Here is an 18,132-nt window from a genome sequence, read left to right on the forward strand (position 1 = left end):
AACAATGTAGCAATTCAACAATGTGGCAATTACAGAATACAGTTATCAGTTTGCAATTCACAGTTAACCTATTAACCAATTTATACGATTAACCCTTTACAACAATAAAGCAATCAAACAATTTAACAATCGCTACACAGTCGAAGGGTAAACAATTAACCGATTAACCAACAATAAAACAATCCCAGCAATTAAACAATAAACTAATAGTGAAAAAATTCTTTCAGCAATATTATAGCAATCTGTTCCTAACCAACCGCTTATTTGCGGCCCTGGGCTTTTGCGTTGTACTTTTTTTGTTGAAGTTCTTTTTTGCCTGGCTGGGCGATATTCCTGAAATTGCAGTTGGAACGCTATTGCTTTTATTGTGTATCGATATTTTCATCCTTTACCGGAATAACAAAGGCATCGAGGCCAGGCGCTTTACGGCTAAACGATTGAGCAATGGCGATGAAAATCCGATACAGGTTGAAATCACAAACCGTTATGGTTTTGGTATAAACGCTAGGGTAATCGACGAAATACCTTTTCAGTTCCAGGTGAGGGATAAAGATTTTAAATTACACTTAAAACCGACAGAGATAAAATCTATCCACTATAATTTACGGCCAACCAAACGTGGCGAATACGATTTTGGATTTATCAGGACTTATATCGGTTCTCCGCTGGGCCTCATCAACAGACGTTACAATTTCGATGGTTCAAAAATTTTACCCGTTTATCCTTCCTTTATTAATCTTGGTCAGTACGAATTAATGGCTGTTTCGCGTTATTTAACCGAATTTGGCATCAAAAAAATCAGAAAAGTTGGACAAAGCAGTGAATTCGACCAGATTAAAAACTATGTAGGCGGTGATGATATCCGTACCATTAACTGGAAAGCCACTGCCAGAAAAGGCGGTCTGATGGTAAATACCTATACGGATGAAAAATCGCAGAACATTTATTGCATTATCGATAAATCGCGTGTAATGCGTATGCCTTTTGAAGGTTTAAGTCTGCTCGATTATGCCATCAATGCAAGTGTAGCACTTTCGAAAGTGGCCATGCTCAAAGAAGATAAAGCTGGCTTAATTACCCTTTCCGAAAATATCGGAGCAATAGTACCGGCCGATCGTAAAGCTTCGCAGCTGGGCAGCATTATGAATGTGCTCTACAAAGAAAAAACCAGGTATTTGGAGAGTAATCTCGAGGTGTTATATTCAACCGTACGTACCGTGGTAAAACAACGCGGACTTCTGGTTTTCTTCACTAATTTCGAAAGTTTATCGGCACTGCAGCGCCAGTTACCCTATTTAAAAAGAATCGCTAAATACCATTTGTTGGTAGTTGTATTTTTCGAAAACACTGAACTGAAAGGTTTAAGCACCGATCCGGCCAAAGATGTTGAAGGCATTTACCATAAAACCATTGCCGAGAAATTTATCTATGAGAAAAAACTCATGGTTAAGGAGTTGAACAAACATGGTATTCTGGCCATCCTCACGCCCCCACAAAAATTAACCATCAATGTGATTAACCAGTATCTGGCATTGAAGGCACAACAGCGGATTTAGTCTAAAGTCCACAGTCTTTAGTCTAAAGTCAAGGATCGCTCAGAGGCTCACGACTTAGGACTATCGACTCAGAACTAATCTATTCCTCTTCCCTAAAATACACCTTGTAAAAGTTCATCGATTTATCATCATCGTAACCTTTCTCAATCATATCTTTATTACCGTGGATGTAAATGTGGAAGTTTTTATCCAGTTTTAGCACGCTTTTATAAGCACGGGCCTGTTTTTTAACAGCAGATTCGGCAATCTCGAAGTGATCCGCAATCGGACTTTCGAACTCCTCTTCGTAATTTTTCTTATAGTTTTTAAACGACTCGATCCCTTCGGCATTACCGATTACCTCGTTACCAAATTCTTCAATATCAAAGGTTTCTTTTTCTTTGAAATATTTCATTGAGCGGTTTAAGAGATCAATTTTATCAGCTTTGCTGATTTCATAATCATCATCCAGTTTCTGCGTGACGAAGTTTTTATAAACCCCTAAAACATTATTGGTTTGATTATAGCTATCGTTCCTGATCTTCAGTTTTAAAAATTCATCTTTCCAGTAAACAGCAGAATCGTTGCTGCTTTTCGACTGATCAAGCACCACTACTTTATAACCTTCTTCCTTCTCAACATTAAAAATTAAACAGCCTTTATCTAGTTTGTTAATGCTGATAGCCTCCTGTTCGTAGCTCATGTTAAAGCCATCCAGTTCGGGATAAACCTTTAAATAGGTATCCTTTGTTTCAGATTTAAAAATCCCAAGCACATCCAATTGCTCACCTTCTATCTGCACTTTTTCGAAATACGCAACGTATAACTCTCCCGATTTAATTTTAGGGTGATTGGCCACATCATATAAATATTTGGCCAGTTGCTGCGAATCTTCATGAAAAAGTGTGTTATTTTCAAAGATTTCGTGGGCAAAGTGGAATACTTCGTTCAGTTGGAGGTTATCATTCGGATGGAAAAAACGGTATACTTCATTTACCTTTTCGAAAGGCTTTAAGAAATACTGCATCAACAGATTTCCTAACAGCTCATCCTCGATTTTTAAAGGGGCATCAGATAGTTTGTAGTACTCTTCAACCAGTTTATTACCGGTGTGGTGGATAGAAAGTTGCTTAAGCGAAGCCTCGAAAAATGAAATCATAAGGGCAAAAATAGTAAAATGATTGATTAACCACGTTCAAAATTAATTCACCCCTCCCACCCATTCAATCATTCAAAATCAATTCAATCACTCAATCATTCATTCACCCCATCATTCATTCAATCATTCATTTTTCATATAAACCTTAGCCCTTTGCAAAAAGCTTTTCTCCTGTAGCGTAGCCTCCACCTCATTTATGGCTTTCATCAGGTTATTTTCGGTATTTGTAATTTCTGCAGTGGCTTTGATAATCACTTCCCAAACCGGCTCCATGGTTGATAAAAGTGTTTTACCTTTTTCGGTAAGCTCTACCAAACGCTTGCGCGTATCTATCTTGTCTTTTTTAGACCGGATGAGCTTCTCTTTCTCCAGTTCTTTTAACAAACTGATGGTTGAGGGATGGGCATAACCGATTTCATCGGAAAGAGAAACCACGCTCATGGTCGATTTTTTATATAAAGTATACAGTACAGGGAACCATTTAGGCTGAAAATCGATCCCAAATGCTTTATAAATCAACAAACCATCTTTACGGATCTGGTCGCTCAGCCTTTGCAAACGCGTAGAAATGGCCAATAAACCAGAAGCATCAATTACATTTTGTTCCATTAATCAGATTTTAAACCCAGACCGTAAAATACATTATCTACAGCCATACGCGGAAAATAAACCGGCAGATTTTCCATTACTACCTGCTTAAAACCATTTCGCTCGTAAAAACGGCAGGCTGCCTGCAATATATCCTTGGTACCCAAATATACCTCATTCAGGTTATTATCCCTGCAATAGTTCAAAAGTGTTTCCAGTAAAACCTGGGCTACACCCAATTCTTTCCCGCGGAATTCTTTTTTTACAAACATCTTTCTGATTGCTCCCGCATGATGTTCGGGCTGCGCAATCAAAGCAATGGTGCCAATAAGCTCGCCGTTCAGTTTGGCGCCCCAAAATGCACCACCGGTAGCATCGTAGTGCTTTTCGATATCCAACAGATCAGGCTGTGCAGCCAGGTCGATATCTACATTAAATTCTATCTGTTGGATGGGCAGGATCAACCCGATAACCGCGTCACAGAATTGATTATCTAACCTTTCAATTTTAAAGTTGTTTTGCATCGCTAATTATTATCCGACAAATATATGTAGTTAACTACACATATTGCAAATACAAATATCATTTCTGCATCAGAATCTGATTATTAAGCTATTAAAAATGATTTTGAGTAGTTTACAGCGATTTATTGCCTTTTAATTTTTTAAGGAAATCAATAATCTTTTGGTCGGCATAATTGGCTACGCCTTCGTGCCTGAAAGATAAACGGCCCTGTTTGTCGAAAATAACGGTTGTGGGCAAAGCACCGGCAAATAGCTTTTCAGGGATATCGCTTTCCACTTTATAAACAGGCATCGCATATTTACGGTCAGCCATAAATTTAGTCGATTTTGCAAAATCACCATCAGCATCGGCGAAAATGAATACAATATCCTGATCATCTTTAAACTGTGTATATAATTTATTGATAGAAGGCATTTCGGCTATGCAGGGCGGGCACCAGGTTGCCCAAAAGTTCAGAAAAATAACTTTGCCTTTTAAATCGCCCAGATCAACCAGACTGCCTTTTACATCTTTAAACCTGATTCCATCCAAACCTGCAATGTTTTCTTTTGGCGTTTCAACTTTTGGAGCATAAAAACCAATCTCCATTAGGCCTTTGAGAAAAAAAGCTTTTGCATCGGGCACAAAAACAATTACCAGGAGAATGATAACGAATAAGGCATTAAATATATTTTTTCTGATAAACTTCATTGATGATTTGTCCGGAAGTTAAACCATCGATAAAATCTCCGGTCATAACCATATAAAAGCAATGTTACTTTTCAAATATATATAATTGCTTAGGAATTACTACTTTTGGCCTGTTGAAAAAGCATAGACAGAACATTAATAAATATTTATCGGCATTTATGCTGATGGTGTTCGCTATTGCCTTAACACCATGGAGCGTGCTCCACCACCACAATTCCGTTCCTGTAGTGCCGAAAGAGGCCCACTGCAAACATGTAAGCCATGTACAGGCCCACGGCGATACCTGTTTGATCTGTAATGCGAGTTTTGAAAAAAACTATGTGCAAACGCATCACATTTACAGGATCTTTTTATCCGCTAAAATTTTTAACCGTACCGAACCTACGTTAAAGAATGCTTTTACCGAAATAAAGCGCACCTGCTTACGCGGTCCCCCTTTGGCATAATTTTTTCTTTTAGGCGCAAAGCGCCAAATCCGATTTTTATTTATATGGGAAACTAAAGCAGGCTTTAATCTGGGCCATTGTTTTAGCTTTCCGTTCATTTTTATTTATTACACAACACATGAAAAAATTACAGCTTATTGGCTTGGTAATTCTATATACGTTATTAAGCAGTACCGTTTTCGCTGCCGCTTTAAAAAATATAAAAGGTAAGGTTATTGATGGCAGCACTAAACAAACGTTGCCGGGTGCAACGATTTTTATCCCAGATTTAAAGGTTTCGGCCATGACCAATAATGATGGAGAGTTTACATTAAACAACCTACCCTCAAAAGGAAGTTATTTGGTAGAAGTACATTATGTAGGTTATAAAACCTCCACCAAGGTGGTAAATCTGGCCGATGTTGCCGGATTGGAGTTTGCACTGCAGCCTACTGCGATAGAAACGAAGGAAATTGTAATTACCGGAAGCCTGATCAGCAGTACCAGCAAAAGAAACAGTGCCTCATCGGCAGTGGTGGGCAAGGATCAGCTTTTGCAGCCTTCTACCAATTTAATAGATGCACTGACCAAAATTCCGGGTGTGTCGCAGATTACTACCGGGCCATCGATATCTAAACCCGTAATCAGGGGTTTGGGTTATAACAGAATTGTAACGCTAGATGATGGTATAAAACAACAGGGACAACAATGGGGTGACGAACACGGTATCGAAATCGATCAGTTTAAATCAGACCGCATTGAGGTTTTACGTGGCGCAGCATCATTAATGTACGGATCCGACGCTCTTGGTGGTGTGATTAACCTGTTAGAGCCAAGCACCGCACCCGAGGGACAGGTTAAAGGTGAATTTATCAGCAATTACTCAACCAACAACGGACTTACCGCTAACTCATTAATGTTAACCGGAAACGAAAACGGATTTGTTTGGAGGGCCCGTGGCACCTATAAAAATGCTTATTCTTTTAAAACTCCAACCGGTTATTTCCCTAACTCGGGCTTTAACGAAACCGATTTAAGTGGTATGGTAGGCTTAAACAAAAGCTGGGGTTATACACACCTAAACGTTTCTAACTTTCATAACAACATTGGTTTTTATGAACCAAATTTAGATGCAAACGGAAATTTTGTAAAAGATGATGGCAGCGCATTTACCAACGACGATTACAAAAACCGCACTCTGGAATTTCCACGTCAGGACATCAGACACTTTAAAATTGCGTTAAACAACAATTTCATTATCGGTAATGGTAATTTAAAGGTTGATTTGGGTTATCAGCAAAATCAACGCCGCGAGTTAGACGAACCAACTCCAGCCTTGTTTTTCGACCTTAAAACATACAATGCGGATCTGAAATATTATATCCATGAAACGAATGGATGGCAGCCTGTTTTTGGTTTAAGCGTAGATGACGGCCATAGCCAGAATAAAGGAACAGAGTTTTTAATCCCCGCATACGATACCTTTGGCTTAGGCGCTTTTGCTTATGCAAAGAAAAACTGGGAAAACAGCACTTTTAGCATTGGTGCCCGTTACGATTTCAGGAAAAACAACGGAAAACAACTATTTGATGATGGTGAAGAAAAATTTGCGCCTTTTAAAAACAAATTTTCTAATGTAAGTGGAGCATTGGGCTTTACGCATCAATTTAATGATGAGCTGAACTTTAAAGCTAACGCAGGTTCAGCTTTCCGCGCACCAAACCCAGCAGAGCTAGGCTCGAATGGTGTACACGAAGGCACATTTAGATACGAAGTTGGTAATTCAGCCTTAAATCCTGAGCGCAGTTATCAGGTAGATGCGGCTTTAGAATACGAAGGAAAAATTGTAAGTGCCAGTGCGAGCGTGTATAACAACTATATCCACAATTACATTTACGCATCAACCAATGGTGAACAAAGAGAGGTTGATGGAACACTTTTCGATGTTTACCGTTACGGACAGGTAAATGCGAACCTTTATGGTGCCGAAGCCAGTTTAACTATCCACCCGGTTCCTTTTATCCATTTCGAAAATACTTTTGGATATGTACACGCACAGAACAATACGCTAAACAGACCTCTTTCATTTATCCCAGCAGGAACTTTAAGAAACGAATTACGTTTCGAGCCTAAGCTTAAAGGCACAAACGATGCTTACCTTTCTGTTGGTATTAACTCGGCATTTAAACAAACCCGTGTTGATGATGTTTTCGAAACGCCAACCAGTGGTTATACTTTATTAAATGCAGGCATTGGTGCTACATTCAATTTGGGCAAACAACCTGTTAAGCTTTCTGTATCGGCGAATAACTTATTAAATCAGAAATATTATGATGCATTAAGCAGGTTTAAACCAGGTCGATTTGATCAGGAGAATCTTAATTTAGGTGTTTACAACCCTGGCAGAAACATCACTTTTGGATTGTATATTCCTTTTACAGTAGCGAAGTAAGATCATTAATATCATAACATGAAAAGGCGGAGCAGATCGATGAGATCGCTCCGCTTTTTTGATTAATTATGAATCGTCATCTCGACTGAAGCGCAGCGAAATGGAGAGATCTATCTTGCATGAAAGACCCTGAAATGAATTCAGGGTGACGACTTGATTACCAAATTACTTCTTAAAAGTCTCCCTTTTGGCCCTAACATATTGATTGGGCCATTCTGTATCATGTCCCAATACCTGTGCAGCATGCGTAGGAAAATAGGCATCACGCAGCGATTCGCGGGCAATGAAGATCAGATCAGCTTTTTCCTGTTCCAAAATTTCTTCGGCCTGATGTGCGTCTACAATTACACCTACTGCACCTGTGTAAATGCCAATTTCGTTCCTGATTTTATCCGCAAAAGGTACCTGGTAATTTGGTCCTGCAGGGATAAAAGCATCAGACACATTACCGCCCGATGAGGTATCAATCAAATCCACACCTCGATCTTTTAATACCGCAGCCAGTTGTAGGGAGTCATTTTCATTCCAGCCACCTTCTGTCCAGTCTGTAGCCGAAATGCGCACAAATAAGGGCAGGTTTTCTGGCCAAACCGATTGCACAGCTTCAACCACATCAATCACAAAACGGATCCGGTTTTCGAAACTTCCTCCGTAAACATCATTGCGTTTATTGCTCAGCGGACTAAAAAATTCGTGCAACAGATAGCCATGGGCTGCGTGTATCTCTACCACTTTATAGCCTGCATCCACAGCGCGTTTTGCTGCTGCCCTAAAAGCAAAAACAATATCCTGTATTTCCGAAATGGTTAATTCGTGCGGTTCAACCTGCCCCGGCTTAAAAGGAACCGGCGAAGGTGCAACGGGTTTCCAGCTGTTTTCGCCATCGGCAATCTGCTCACCACCGTTCCAGGGCACTTCGCAACTGGCTTTTCGGCCTGCGTGCGCCAACTGTATTCCAGCAATTGCACCATTTTCATGGATAAAAGAAACAATCTGTTTCAATTTTTCCACATGTTCATCTTTCCAGATGCCCAGATCGGCATAAGTAATTCTTCCTTCAGCGGTAACGGCAGAAGCTTCCTGGATAATCAAACCTGCACCGCCAACGGCACGGCTTCCTAAATGTACCAAATGCCAATCGGTGGCAAAACCATCAACGGCCGAATACTGGCACATGGGAGAAATAACTATCCTATTTTTTAGTGTTACATCCTTTATCGTAAAAGGAGAAAATAATTTCGACATATCTATTTTGTTTAACCGCAAAGGGCGCAAAGCTTTTTCGCAAAGAATTTAAGACATAAATCTTTGCGCATTCCTTCTTTTCTTTGCGGTTGAATATTAAAAACCTGCGTTCTTTAATTCGGTATTAATAAACTGAATTTCATCGGCACTTAATTTTACATTAATGGCTTCGGCGTTTTGAACAGCCTGCTTTTCATTTCTTGCACCGGCCAAAGCAATGGTAATCCCAGGGCGTTCAACGGTCCAACGCAAAACCAACTGGGATAAAGTAGCATTTTTCTCATTGGCCAATGGTTCTATTTTTGCCAAAAATGCATTTGTTTTTTCGATACTTTCAGGCGTGAAAAATTTATTTCCCTGGCGGTGATCGCCCTCTTCAAATTGATGGCCAGGTTTCAGTTTCCCGGTTAACAGACCGCGCTCCATCGGACTATAAGCCAAAACAGATTTATTTTTTTCGATACAATAAGGAACAATCTCCTCTTCTACCCCACGGTTAACCATGCTAAAAGGAATCTGGTTAGAAACAATTTCCAAAGTTTGGTCTGCTTCTTTTAATTGTGCTACATCGTAATTGCACACGCCGGCATAACGCACTTTTCCCTGTTCAATTAACCTGCCTACAGCTTCAAAAGTTTCGCTGATGGGTGTAGTTACATCCGGCCAATGGATCTGATATAAATCGATATAATCAGTGCCCAAACGTTTTAATGATTGTTCGCATTCGTAAATCACGCTTTCTTTACCTGCATATTTATAAATATCGATCGCTGCACCGTCATTGTTTTTACTTTTAAAGCCGAAGTCGCCTTTGGCCAGGTCCCAACGCATTCCAAATTTGGTTACCAGCTGCAATTTATCGCGTGAAATGCCTTTTATTGCATCACCCACAATTTCTTCACTATCGCCCTGCCCGTAAATTGGTGCTGTATCAATTGAAGTAACCCCTAAATCGTAACCTGCTTTAATCGCGTTTATCGCATCGTTTCTATCTGTACTTCCCCACATCCAGCCGCCTGCTGCCCAAGCACCAAAAGTGATTACCGAAAGTTCTAAATCTGAATTACCAATTTTTCTGTATTCCATAAATTATTTTTTAATGAGTTTATCAACCGCATAACGGTTATGCGGTAAGTAAGCAAGTAGTACCGATAAAAATGCCACATGGATGAGTTGAGAAGGCAGTGCATCCCAGTTTTCGATGATGGTGGTTCCAAAAATCAATGCCAACGAAATCAATCCGGCAAACAATAATCCCTGCCTGGTAAACAGCCCTAAAATAATCATTAAACCCGCTAAAAATTCGGCAAAGGGTAGCATATAACTAAAAGGTATTATTAGCGCATCGGGCAAAAAAGATTTCGAAAATTGTGATGCCATCCAGTTGCTAAAACCTGCAAGTTTTGGTAAACGCACTAAACCGTGTCCGAAAAAACTTAAGCCTACTGCTAAGCGGCTAAGTAAATAAGCCCATTTTGTATCCATATATTATCGATGTACTACAAACATACAATCTCCATATTAAGGAAGTTTTAATGCAACAATTATTAAACGGAGATTTTACCTTCCTGTGGCGGATAGCAGAGGGCACGGAGCGGAGAGCACAGGGCGGGTGCCGCCAATCGTTTGGTGTTTAGGGTTGGGCGTACCGCATGAAACGCCAACCAATAAACGCTCTCCGCAAAACTTTTTCTTCAAAAATTTGGAGATAACAAAACAACCATATACTTTAGTGTATTATTTAACTAATACAGTAGATATGATCAACATTAACAATCTTAATTTTGGCTACAGTAAACACAGGCCATTATTCAAAAATATGAGCATGCGCTTAAGCAATGGCCATATTTATGGCCTGCTCGGAAAGAACGGTGCCGGAAAATCAACCTTATTAAAAAATCTTGCCGGTTTGGTATATGCACAAAGCGGTACACTGGATGTAATGGGTTACGACCCCGCGAAAAGACAGCCAGCACTTTTGGAGCAGATCTGCTTTATACCCGAGGAATTTTATCTGCCAGCGGTTAAAATCGACGCTTATATCAAAGCAAATGCGCCGTTTTATAAAAACTTCGACCACAATTATTTTACCGATCTGATCAAAGAATTTGATATTCCGGTTGGTCAGAAACTCATCAATATGAGTTACGGGCAGAAGAAAAAAGTAATTATTGCATTCGGGTTGGCCACACAGGCTAAACTGGTAATTATGGATGAGCCGACAAATGGATTGGATATTCCATCTAAAGCACAGTTCAGGAAAATTATGGCTTCTGCTATGACGGATGAGCGCTGCATTATCATTTCTACCCACCAGGTTCGTGATCTGGATAACCTGATCGACACGGTGATTATGCTTGATGAAAACGATATTGCCCTTAAAGCCACAGTAGAGGAAATCACTTCAAAATTAACCTTCAAAAAAGTAAAGGAAATCGACGACAGCATTATTTATGCTGAACCTTCGCTTTCGGGCTATAACGCGGTAATGCCAAACTATCACCAGGAGGAAAGCAAACTAGATATGGAACTTCTTTTTAATGCCATACTTGCAGAAAAAATCAAATTTAAACCTTTATTCAGTTAAGCGATGAACAATACATTTAATATTAACCGGTTTGGCTTATTGCTTAAAAGACAATGGTTAGATTTTGGAAAAATTTACCTGATCAGCCTTGTGGTGCTGTTAGGAATAGTGGTGGGCTTTTATGGTTACAATATCCCTTCACCATTAAAAGATAATTATTTAGACTACGACGGCAACCTCGATATGCGTTTCCGATACCCGCTTTTCCTTATTTTGGGTTTTGTTTTTATCAGCATTGTAGCCAGTAGTTATTTCAATATCCTTGGACAGAAATCGAGAGCTATTCTGGAGCTGATGACACCTGCTTCGATATTCGAAAAATTTATGGCAGGCGTTGTTTATACTACTATTATAAGCCTGTTTAGCTATTTATTGATCTTCTATCTAACAGACCTCGCCTTTGTAAAATACCTGAACGGCCATCTTAGTGCTTTTAACCGTGCCGGACTTAAGACAGTAGAGTCTATTACCCAAGAGGTATTTAACGATGAGGGCTACAGAAAATATTGTAGCTACTTTTTTGCATTCCCCTTTCTTATTACCAGTTTATTCCTTTTAGGCTCGATTTATTTTAACCGTTTCCATTACATTAAAACAGCATTATCGTTAATGGTTTTTATCGGACTGGCATCTTATCTGGTGGTTAAGTTTTCGATGTGGATAATGGAAGGTAAGGTTCCCTATCATCACAGCTATAGGAAAGACGATAAAGATTGGATCCTGCTGGCGCTTTTACTGGTAACAAGCATTATCACCATCATCACCTGGGCGATTACCTACATCCGCCTTAAAGAAAAAGAAGTTTAAATTTAAACGGTATTGACATGGAATTTAGAGATAATAAGGCAATATACCTTCAGATTGCGGAATATGTTTGTGAACATATTCTGCTCGGAAAATGGAAAGCCGAAGAAAAAGTACCCTCAGTTAGGGAATTGGCCGTTGAACTTGAGGTAAACCCCAACACGGTAATGCGCACTTACGAACTGCTACAGAATAAAAATATCATCAATAATAAGAGGGGCATTGGTTTTTTCATCACTGATGATGCGATAGACCACGTAAAAAGCTATAGAAAAGTATTATTTATGGAAGATGAGCTTCCGGTGGTATTCAGGAATATTTATTTATTGAATATTGGCTTTGGTGAACTGGAAAGCAGATACGAAACATTTGTAAAAGAAAATTTTAACGCTTAAGAATATGAAAACAAGTAATAAATTATTAATCAGCCTCGCGGTACTATTAATCGCTATACCGATTATAGTTGTGGCCATAAATGCAAAGGTAAATTATAAAGAAAAAGGACCTGATGACACCTATTTCGGGACGCAAACCATCAATAATGAAACCTTTGAACAGAAATCGAAAGACAGGTTAACTATTCCTTTACAAACACCATTTAAAGCCATCCGGTTTAAAGATGCCAAACATTTTAATGTACAGCTTTATGTAAAACAGGATAGCAAATACGGCATTAAAATTCAGGACAAATTTAAAAATGATTTAAAGTATGAGGTAGATGCGAATGGCGTACTCCAGCTTTCGATTAAAAATTTTACGGAAGACAATGGCATTGAAAAAATTGTTATTGTTATTTACTGCCCGGCTATTAACGAGGTTTCGGTTGCAAATTCGAACATTTTAGAATTTAGTGCCCATTCAGATTCCATAACATTAAACGTGGATAATACTGAAGACCTATTTTTAACCGGCGACATTACCAATAACGATGCAACAGGAAAAATCACAAGCGTTATCAACCCAACCAGGATAGGAAAACTGTATCTTAACCTGAATAAAACCAAATTTAGTGGTTTTACCAACGGCTTTAAAGACCTATATATTATCGCAGATAAATCAGAAATTGAAATCGGGAACATGGACGAGAACGAACAGAAACCTTTCCCTTTTGATAACCTGAGCATTAAAACAACGGATACATCGAGCGTAAAAATGCAAAATGTTAATCTAAAAAACTTTACAGCTGATTTTTCGGATGCTACTACTTTACAGATCCCAACACCACTGCTTAAGCAGCTTTTCAAGAAATAATTTAATTATGCTAAAATCTTTTTACAAGCATCTTTATTTGACTTATGTAAAAAGGGCATGATTTTTAAGCTAACCAATTGGCAAAAGTTTAACTTGGGCCAATTGGTTTTTTTAGTTTACATCATACCCATCAATGAAAAGATACTTCCTTTTATTTGCCTTTAGCTTATTTGTTCTTAGCCATGTACAAGCACAAAAAATAGACACCCTTTCTATCACGTTAGATAACGTTAAATACCCTTATCCTGTTAAATATTTTCCTATTCATACCGAAGGTCAGGATATAAAAATGGCCTATATGGATGTTGCGCCAACCATAACAGCCAACGGCAAAACAGCCATTCTTTTCCACGGGAAAAATTTCGGTGGTTATTACTGGGGCAATGTAATCAAAGCCTTAACCAGCATCGGTTACCGTGTTATTGTACCCGATCAGATCGGTTTTGGCAAATCGTCAAAAGCATTTATCCACTACAGCTTTCATCAAATGGCAGCCTGGAACAAAAAACTGCTGGATACGCTCGGCGTTCAAAAAACGGTGGTTTTAGGCCATAGCATGGGTGGCATGCTCGCTACCCGTTTTGCTTTAATGTATCCGGAAACAACTGAAAAACTACTGCTCGAAAACCCGATTGGACTGGAGGATTATAAAACTTTTATTCCATACATCACTACCGTACAGCAATACCAAACTGAACTTAAAACCACTGCAGAAAGTGTTCGTAAATATTATCAGGGCTCTTATTTTACCTATTGGAAACCAGAATACGAATATCTGGTAAGTATTGCCGGAGGGGTAACCAATAGTGCCGATTATCCACGCTGGGCAAAAGTTGCGGCACTAACCTATACCATGATATATGAACAGCCTGTGGTGTACGAATTTCAGAATTTAAAAGTCCCTACTGTTTTATTTATCGGTAAAGAAGATAAAACCATTGTAGGTAAGGGATTGCTTACGCCCGATCAGCAAGCTTTACATGGTCAATACAAGTTTTTAGGGAAGCAAACCGCAGCGAAAATTATCGGAGCAAAAATTATCGAATTTGATGCCTGCGGACATATTCCGCATATCGAAATCCCGACGGAGTTTTTGGTGGCGTTAACTGGGAGTTTGTAGTTTATTACCAGACCTTATAGGTTTGCAAAACCTATAAGGTCTAAGTATTATTAATTTATTTCTTTACTTACAATTTTGTTGATGCCCTGCATTTCGAAATCGATATCTTTTCCCATCGATTTCATTTTGCCATACAGCTCTATCCGCAGGTGACTGTTTAATACAATACCTGTTTTAATATCCACCGAGGTTTCTCCTGAGTTGGTTCCCTTTAAATCGGATTCCATTTTGTTGCCCATGGTTTCGAAATTTCCTTTTGATACCAAAGCACCTTTTACACTGAGTATGGCAACACCGTCTTTTACCTCCTTTAAAGTATATTCGGTAATGGTTTCAATAGGCATGCTCATTTGTAATTTTGTATCAACTGTCCAGCTATCACCGATTTTAACGGCCTTATCAGGATAAATTTTAAACGACGATTCCATCGTTTCTTTTACTATTTCAGCGCTAAACTGTTTGCTCAGGGCATTTTTAATCTGCCTTACCTCACTGGTATCATTGCTCATTTTTGCCGCCATATTATCGAGCATTTTGTCGATTCCGGCAACCGTTTTAATCCCGCCGTTTGGTGTTACCGTCATAAAAAAGGTAGCACCTTTTAATCCGCTGAACGGGTTTTTCTTTGTACTGTCCTGCTCGTCCGAATTATAGGTCATGGTTGTACCCATGGCAACAGATTTCATGAAAATCTTTTTATAGGTTACTTTAACATCCTTTTCGCCATTATGGCCTTCGGTGATATCAAAAGTGTAATCCGTTCCTATATTCTGAGTTAAATGTACATCCTGGCCATCAATTTTCTGGTTGATGATCTGATCGGAATTGATAGAGAAATCGTACTTATAGCCGGTTGGGTAATTCTGCCTCAATACATAAGTTTTCTGTGCTAATGCACTGATCGAAATCAAACCACAGATAATAGTTGTAAATAGTTTCATCTGGTAATTAACCTGCAGGTTGTTGCGCAAAAATGCGGCTTAACTGAAAATACAATTCGGGATGTTTATCTTTCAGCAATTCTGGTTTTTCGAAAAAATATTCGGATACCACGGCAAAAAACTCGGCTTCGTTTGTAGTTGCATATGGGTTAATATCCGATTTGTTATCTTCAATCTTTGCAATTTCCTCGTGCATCATTTTTACCCATGGCAAAGTATATTCGTGTGCCATTAAATTCTCCGGAATGCCGTCAGTTGCTCCATCCGATTTATCGAGCAGGTGGACAAATTCGTGTATGGCCGTATTTTCTTTACCGGCACTTTTAGAAAATCCATGGCGCAGCGCCGAACGCGATAAAATCATCTGTCCGTTCATATAACCTGTTCCCACCATACCCATAATGTTTCTTTCTCCACCTTCAAACTGAAAATCTTTGTTAAATGTATCAGGATATAATAAAACGCTGGTTAAGTTTTTGTATTGCCAATCGTCGAAACCAAAAATCGGAATTACTGCGCTGGAGGCAATTAATAATTCATCCAAAGTGGTCATTTCTAAACCTACGGCCTCTATTTTAACCGTACTGAAAAATTCGGCCACTTTTTGTTCAAACCTAAGCTTGTCTGTCGAATCAAGATTATGGTAATAGTCTACATAATCGTCAAGTATCTTCCTGTCAACATCTGTTAAAGGCTCAATAGCCACCTTCTTTTTCTTAAGAATAAGATAGAGGGCTATCAAAAAAATCGGGATAAGGTAGGCAAATGGCAACGAGTTCATGGGAAATGATTACACGGATTAAGGGATTACACGAATAAGTGATTACACCGATTTAAAAGATGGCACAGATAGAGATTAGCTTTCGATGATTTCTAGCTGGGCCAGCACATTTTCGCGGGTAACCGGATATGGTTTATTGTTTGTGATGGATTGATAAACAGCTTCGAAAAGTGGCAGGTAGCTTCCTATTTCCGATTTGATGATTTCTTCCGTCTTATTTCCTTCAGCATCAATGGTGGTTAACAGCCCGTCTTTACCTTCGGCTTCGATGCCGTAACCGTCATCAGTTAGTTTCATTCCGGCCAGCAATTGTTCTTCCTGGATATCGGCCCTTTGTTTAATAAAACTGCCATCAACCCCATGCAGTACGAAAGCCGCCTGCGGATTTACCACCAGCATACTTGAGGTTACAAAAACGTTTACGCTATCAGGATAACTCAACTGGATAGTGAAATAATCATCTACTAAGGTACCTACCCTGTTTTTACCCAAAATTTTATGAAAATGTAAAGGTTTACCAAATAAACTGATTACCTGATCTAAAAGGTGTGGACCTAAATCGTAAAGCAGTCCGCTGGCCTCAACCGGGTTCTCTTTAAATGCCTTTGGCCCGATAACATTGCGGTAACGATCGTAACGCAGATGCATTTCGTTCAGTTTACCGAGTTTACCACTATCGAGTACTTTTTTTACGGAGGTAAAATCACTGTCCCAACGGCGGTTCTGATAAAAGAAAATCTGCTTGTCAACGCTGTCAGCCAATTCGAAAAGTTCTTTTGCCTGTGTAGTAGTGGCTGTAAATGGCTTTTCGACTAAAATATGTTTGTGTTTGGTTAATGCTGCCTTCGAATGTTCGTAATGTAGGTTATTGGGCGTATTAATAACCACCAATTCTATTTCATCATCATTCAAAAGTTCATCAACACTGTTATAACTGATAATATCAGGGTAATCGTTTACTGCATTTTTACTGCTACGCTCTACAATGGCCTTTAAGTTAAAACCATCGTGTGCATTTAAAAAAGGTGCGTGAAAAACCTTTCCCGACATGCCGTAAGCTAATAAACCTGCATTAATTGTGTTATTGGTATTCGTATCCATAGGTTATAAATGTAACCAAAAATACCCTAATCATTCAAGCTTTAATGTTAAAAAGCCTAAACGTTTTACTTAAGGCTTACACGTTTTTACGCTATCTTTGCAGGATATGAAGCCGTCGGAGATTAATGCCAAATGGAAAGTTTTACAGGAAAGGATTTCAACAGAATTTGAATCGGATTTTCCTGATTTAAAGGTAATGCTTTTTCTTATCGGTGTGCAGGAACTGGGCAAAGGCCCGAAGAAATATAGCAAACGCCAAAAAGAGGAACTGATGCATATTGCCACCTGCCGTTTATTAAGCGAAATGGGGTTTTACGAACTGGAAGGCTTAGACCAGGACGGCTGGCCGCATTGGAAACTGGTTAAAGCAATCCCTCCTTATACCATGCTAGAGCAAGAAATGCTGATGAAATCGCTTGTGGTGAGCTATTTTGAAGATATTTATTCTTAAACCCGTAGTGCTGTCGGATGTTTCCATCCGACAGGTTTTTATAAATTGTATTTTTTCTTTTTTGGAAAGCAAGGCCATTAGCATTTCTTAATGTTAGCCGGGCTTTACGCTGTATCCCGATGAAAAATCGGGGATGCCGCTTCAATCCCGTTTAAACTATTCGTTTCATGCTACTATTTGAGGTTGCAGGTGCGCTGAAAACTTACGAAGTGCCGGGGGCCTTGGCTAACTTACGAAGTTGGCCCCGCGCTTAACCTAAGGGAAACTTCGTAAGTTTTGCGAGGGCCTTACCCCCTCCCAAGCACCAAAAGCCCAAGTTAAATAAACCTGATAGCAGCGGCACGCAGTAAAGCGGATAGCAGGACTACCTTAACCGATGTACACAGAACCCTGCTTTTCAAAAAAACAAAAAGGCAGATATTATTTGTTATCAAATGGACATCTAACATCACGACCAGATAGACCCTGAAATAAATT

The 18,132-nt window shown here is 39.3% G+C and carries 19 protein-coding genes; 9 read left to right on the plus strand and 10 right to left on the minus strand.

The window, feature by feature from the left end; all coding sequences use genetic code 11:
• The first annotated feature begins 209 nt into the window (after positions 1-209).
• Positions 210-1,556 (plus strand): DUF58 domain-containing protein, encoded by a 1,347-nt coding sequence (locus B2V92_RS15190; protein ID WP_293309600.1) that lies wholly within the window; start codon positions 210-212, stop codon positions 1,554-1,556.
• 79 nt (positions 1,557-1,635) lie between these two features.
• Here the strand turns inward: B2V92_RS15190 and B2V92_RS15195 are convergent, their stop codons facing one another.
• From B2V92_RS15195 to B2V92_RS15210, 4 genes are all read right to left on the minus strand, one after another.
• A complete protein-coding gene (locus B2V92_RS15195; protein WP_293309602.1) occupies positions 1,636-2,694 on the minus strand; it encodes a nucleoid-associated protein in 1,059 nt (352 codons plus the stop codon).
• Between the two features lie 123 nt (positions 2,695-2,817).
• On the minus strand, positions 2,818-3,303 hold the full coding sequence (locus B2V92_RS15200; protein WP_293309604.1) for a MarR family winged helix-turn-helix transcriptional regulator: 486 nt from the start codon (positions 3,301-3,303) through the stop codon (positions 2,818-2,820).
• Entirely contained in the window at positions 3,303-3,806 is a 504-nt protein-coding gene (locus tag B2V92_RS15205; RefSeq protein ID WP_293309606.1) for a GNAT family N-acetyltransferase, read from the minus strand. The genes B2V92_RS15200 and B2V92_RS15205 overlap by 1 nt, the downstream gene beginning before the upstream one ends.
• A 112-nt stretch (positions 3,807-3,918) precedes the next feature.
• Positions 3,919-4,497 carry a TlpA family protein disulfide reductase gene (locus B2V92_RS15210; protein ID WP_293309608.1) on the minus strand — a complete coding sequence of 193 codons (579 nt, stop codon included), beginning with the start codon at positions 4,495-4,497 and terminating at the stop codon, positions 3,919-3,921.
• 113 nt (positions 4,498-4,610) lie between these two features.
• Here B2V92_RS15210 and B2V92_RS15215 point away from each other — a divergent pair, with 113 nt between their 5' ends.
• The gene (locus B2V92_RS15215) at positions 4,611-4,943 is read left to right on the plus strand and encodes a hypothetical protein (protein WP_293309610.1); all 333 of its coding nucleotides are present in this window, start codon (positions 4,611-4,613) and stop codon (positions 4,941-4,943) included.
• A gap of 118 nt (positions 4,944-5,061) precedes the next feature.
• The gene (locus B2V92_RS15220; protein WP_293309612.1) at positions 5,062-7,374 is read left to right on the plus strand and encodes a TonB-dependent receptor; all 2,313 of its coding nucleotides are present in this window, start codon (positions 5,062-5,064) and stop codon (positions 7,372-7,374) included.
• Between the two features lie 165 nt (positions 7,375-7,539).
• Here the strand turns inward: B2V92_RS15220 and namA are convergent, their stop codons facing one another.
• From namA to B2V92_RS15235, 3 genes are all read right to left on the minus strand, one after another.
• A complete protein-coding gene (namA, locus tag B2V92_RS15225; RefSeq protein ID WP_293309614.1) occupies positions 7,540-8,619 on the minus strand; it encodes an NADPH dehydrogenase NamA in 1,080 nt (359 codons plus the stop codon).
• Positions 8,620-8,715: 96 nt separating this feature from the next.
• Positions 8,716-9,705 (minus strand): aldo/keto reductase, encoded by a 990-nt coding sequence (locus B2V92_RS15230; protein ID WP_293309616.1) that lies wholly within the window; start codon positions 9,703-9,705, stop codon positions 8,716-8,718.
• Positions 9,706-9,708: 3 nt separating this feature from the next.
• Positions 9,709-10,104 (minus strand): DoxX family protein, encoded by a 396-nt coding sequence (locus B2V92_RS15235; RefSeq protein ID WP_293309618.1) that lies wholly within the window; start codon positions 10,102-10,104, stop codon positions 9,709-9,711.
• Positions 10,105-10,378: 274 nt separating this feature from the next.
• Here B2V92_RS15235 and B2V92_RS15240 point away from each other — a divergent pair, with 274 nt between their 5' ends.
• From B2V92_RS15240 to B2V92_RS15260, 5 genes are all read left to right on the plus strand, one after another.
• Positions 10,379-11,206, plus strand: coding sequence for an ATP-binding cassette domain-containing protein (locus B2V92_RS15240; protein ID WP_293309620.1), 828 nt, complete (start codon positions 10,379-10,381; stop codon positions 11,204-11,206).
• A gap of 3 nt (positions 11,207-11,209) precedes the next feature.
• The gene (locus B2V92_RS15245; protein ID WP_293309622.1) at positions 11,210-12,013 is read left to right on the plus strand and encodes a hypothetical protein; all 804 of its coding nucleotides are present in this window, start codon (positions 11,210-11,212) and stop codon (positions 12,011-12,013) included.
• Positions 12,014-12,030: 17 nt separating this feature from the next.
• Positions 12,031-12,405 carry a GntR family transcriptional regulator gene (locus B2V92_RS15250; protein WP_293309624.1) on the plus strand — a complete coding sequence of 125 codons (375 nt, stop codon included), beginning with the start codon at positions 12,031-12,033 and terminating at the stop codon, positions 12,403-12,405.
• 4 nt (positions 12,406-12,409) lie between these two features.
• A complete protein-coding gene (locus B2V92_RS15255; protein ID WP_293309626.1) occupies positions 12,410-13,261 on the plus strand; it encodes a hypothetical protein in 852 nt (283 codons plus the stop codon).
• 133 nt (positions 13,262-13,394) lie between these two features.
• A complete protein-coding gene (locus B2V92_RS15260) occupies positions 13,395-14,381 on the plus strand; it encodes an alpha/beta fold hydrolase (protein ID WP_293309628.1) in 987 nt (328 codons plus the stop codon).
• A gap of 50 nt (positions 14,382-14,431) precedes the next feature.
• Here B2V92_RS15260 and B2V92_RS15265 read toward each other — a convergent pair whose 3' ends face one another.
• The 3 genes from B2V92_RS15265 to B2V92_RS15275 all read right to left on the minus strand — a co-directional run bounded on the left by B2V92_RS15265 (position 14,432) and on the right by B2V92_RS15275 (position 17,204).
• Positions 14,432-15,322, minus strand: coding sequence for a DUF6263 family protein (locus tag B2V92_RS15265; RefSeq protein ID WP_293309630.1), 891 nt, complete (start codon positions 15,320-15,322; stop codon positions 14,432-14,434).
• Positions 15,323-15,329: 7 nt separating this feature from the next.
• Positions 15,330-16,103, minus strand: coding sequence for a zinc-dependent peptidase (locus tag B2V92_RS15270; protein ID WP_293309632.1), 774 nt, complete (start codon positions 16,101-16,103; stop codon positions 15,330-15,332).
• Positions 16,104-16,178: 75 nt separating this feature from the next.
• Entirely contained in the window at positions 16,179-17,204 is a 1,026-nt protein-coding gene (locus B2V92_RS15275; RefSeq protein WP_293309634.1) for a Gfo/Idh/MocA family oxidoreductase, read from the minus strand.
• Between the two features lie 106 nt (positions 17,205-17,310).
• Between B2V92_RS15275 and B2V92_RS15280 the strand changes: the two genes are divergently transcribed.
• Positions 17,311-17,655, plus strand: a complete 345-nt coding sequence (locus B2V92_RS15280) for a hypothetical protein (RefSeq protein ID WP_293309636.1) — start codon at positions 17,311-17,313, stop codon at positions 17,653-17,655.
• The last annotated feature ends 477 nt before the right edge of the window (positions 17,656-18,132 follow it).

Source organism: Pedobacter sp. UBA5917, from assembly GCF_002432345.1.
In the GTDB taxonomy this organism is placed as follows: Bacteria; Bacteroidota; Bacteroidia; order Sphingobacteriales; family Sphingobacteriaceae; genus Pedobacter.

Excerpts from the sequence above, each read along its gene's own strand:
- B2V92_RS15200 (WP_293309604.1), bottom strand. The coding sequence starts at position 3,303 with ATGGAACAAAATGTAATTGATGCTTCTGGTTTATTGGCCATTTCTACG.
- B2V92_RS15270 (WP_293309632.1), bottom strand. The coding sequence starts at position 16,103 with ATGAACTCGTTGCCATTTGCCTACCTTATCCCGATTTTTTTGATAGCC.
- B2V92_RS15230 (WP_293309616.1), bottom strand. The coding sequence starts at position 9,705 with ATGGAATACAGAAAAATTGGTAATTCAGATTTAGAACTTTCGGTAATC.
- B2V92_RS15195 (WP_293309602.1), bottom strand. The coding sequence starts at position 2,694 with ATGATTTCATTTTTCGAGGCTTCGCTTAAGCAACTTTCTATCCACCAC.
- B2V92_RS15255 (WP_293309626.1), top strand. The coding sequence starts at position 12,410 with ATGAAAACAAGTAATAAATTATTAATCAGCCTCGCGGTACTATTAATC.
- B2V92_RS15275 (WP_293309634.1), bottom strand. The coding sequence starts at position 17,204 with ATGGATACGAATACCAATAACACAATTAATGCAGGTTTATTAGCTTAC.
- B2V92_RS15235 (WP_293309618.1), bottom strand. The coding sequence starts at position 10,104 with ATGGATACAAAATGGGCTTATTTACTTAGCCGCTTAGCAGTAGGCTTA.
- B2V92_RS15220 (WP_293309612.1), top strand. The coding sequence starts at position 5,062 with ATGAAAAAATTACAGCTTATTGGCTTGGTAATTCTATATACGTTATTA.
- B2V92_RS15210 (WP_293309608.1), bottom strand. The coding sequence starts at position 4,497 with ATGAAGTTTATCAGAAAAAATATATTTAATGCCTTATTCGTTATCATT.
- B2V92_RS15245 (WP_293309622.1), top strand. The coding sequence starts at position 11,210 with ATGAACAATACATTTAATATTAACCGGTTTGGCTTATTGCTTAAAAGA.
- B2V92_RS15250 (WP_293309624.1), top strand. The coding sequence starts at position 12,031 with ATGGAATTTAGAGATAATAAGGCAATATACCTTCAGATTGCGGAATAT.
- namA (WP_293309614.1), bottom strand. The coding sequence starts at position 8,619 with ATGTCGAAATTATTTTCTCCTTTTACGATAAAGGATGTAACACTAAAA.
- B2V92_RS15240 (WP_293309620.1), top strand. The coding sequence starts at position 10,379 with ATGATCAACATTAACAATCTTAATTTTGGCTACAGTAAACACAGGCCA.
- B2V92_RS15205 (WP_293309606.1), bottom strand. The coding sequence starts at position 3,806 with ATGCAAAACAACTTTAAAATTGAAAGGTTAGATAATCAATTCTGTGAC.
- B2V92_RS15260 (WP_293309628.1), top strand. The coding sequence starts at position 13,395 with ATGAAAAGATACTTCCTTTTATTTGCCTTTAGCTTATTTGTTCTTAGC.
- B2V92_RS15265 (WP_293309630.1), bottom strand. The coding sequence starts at position 15,322 with ATGAAACTATTTACAACTATTATCTGTGGTTTGATTTCGATCAGTGCA.
- B2V92_RS15280 (WP_293309636.1), top strand. The coding sequence starts at position 17,311 with ATGAAGCCGTCGGAGATTAATGCCAAATGGAAAGTTTTACAGGAAAGG.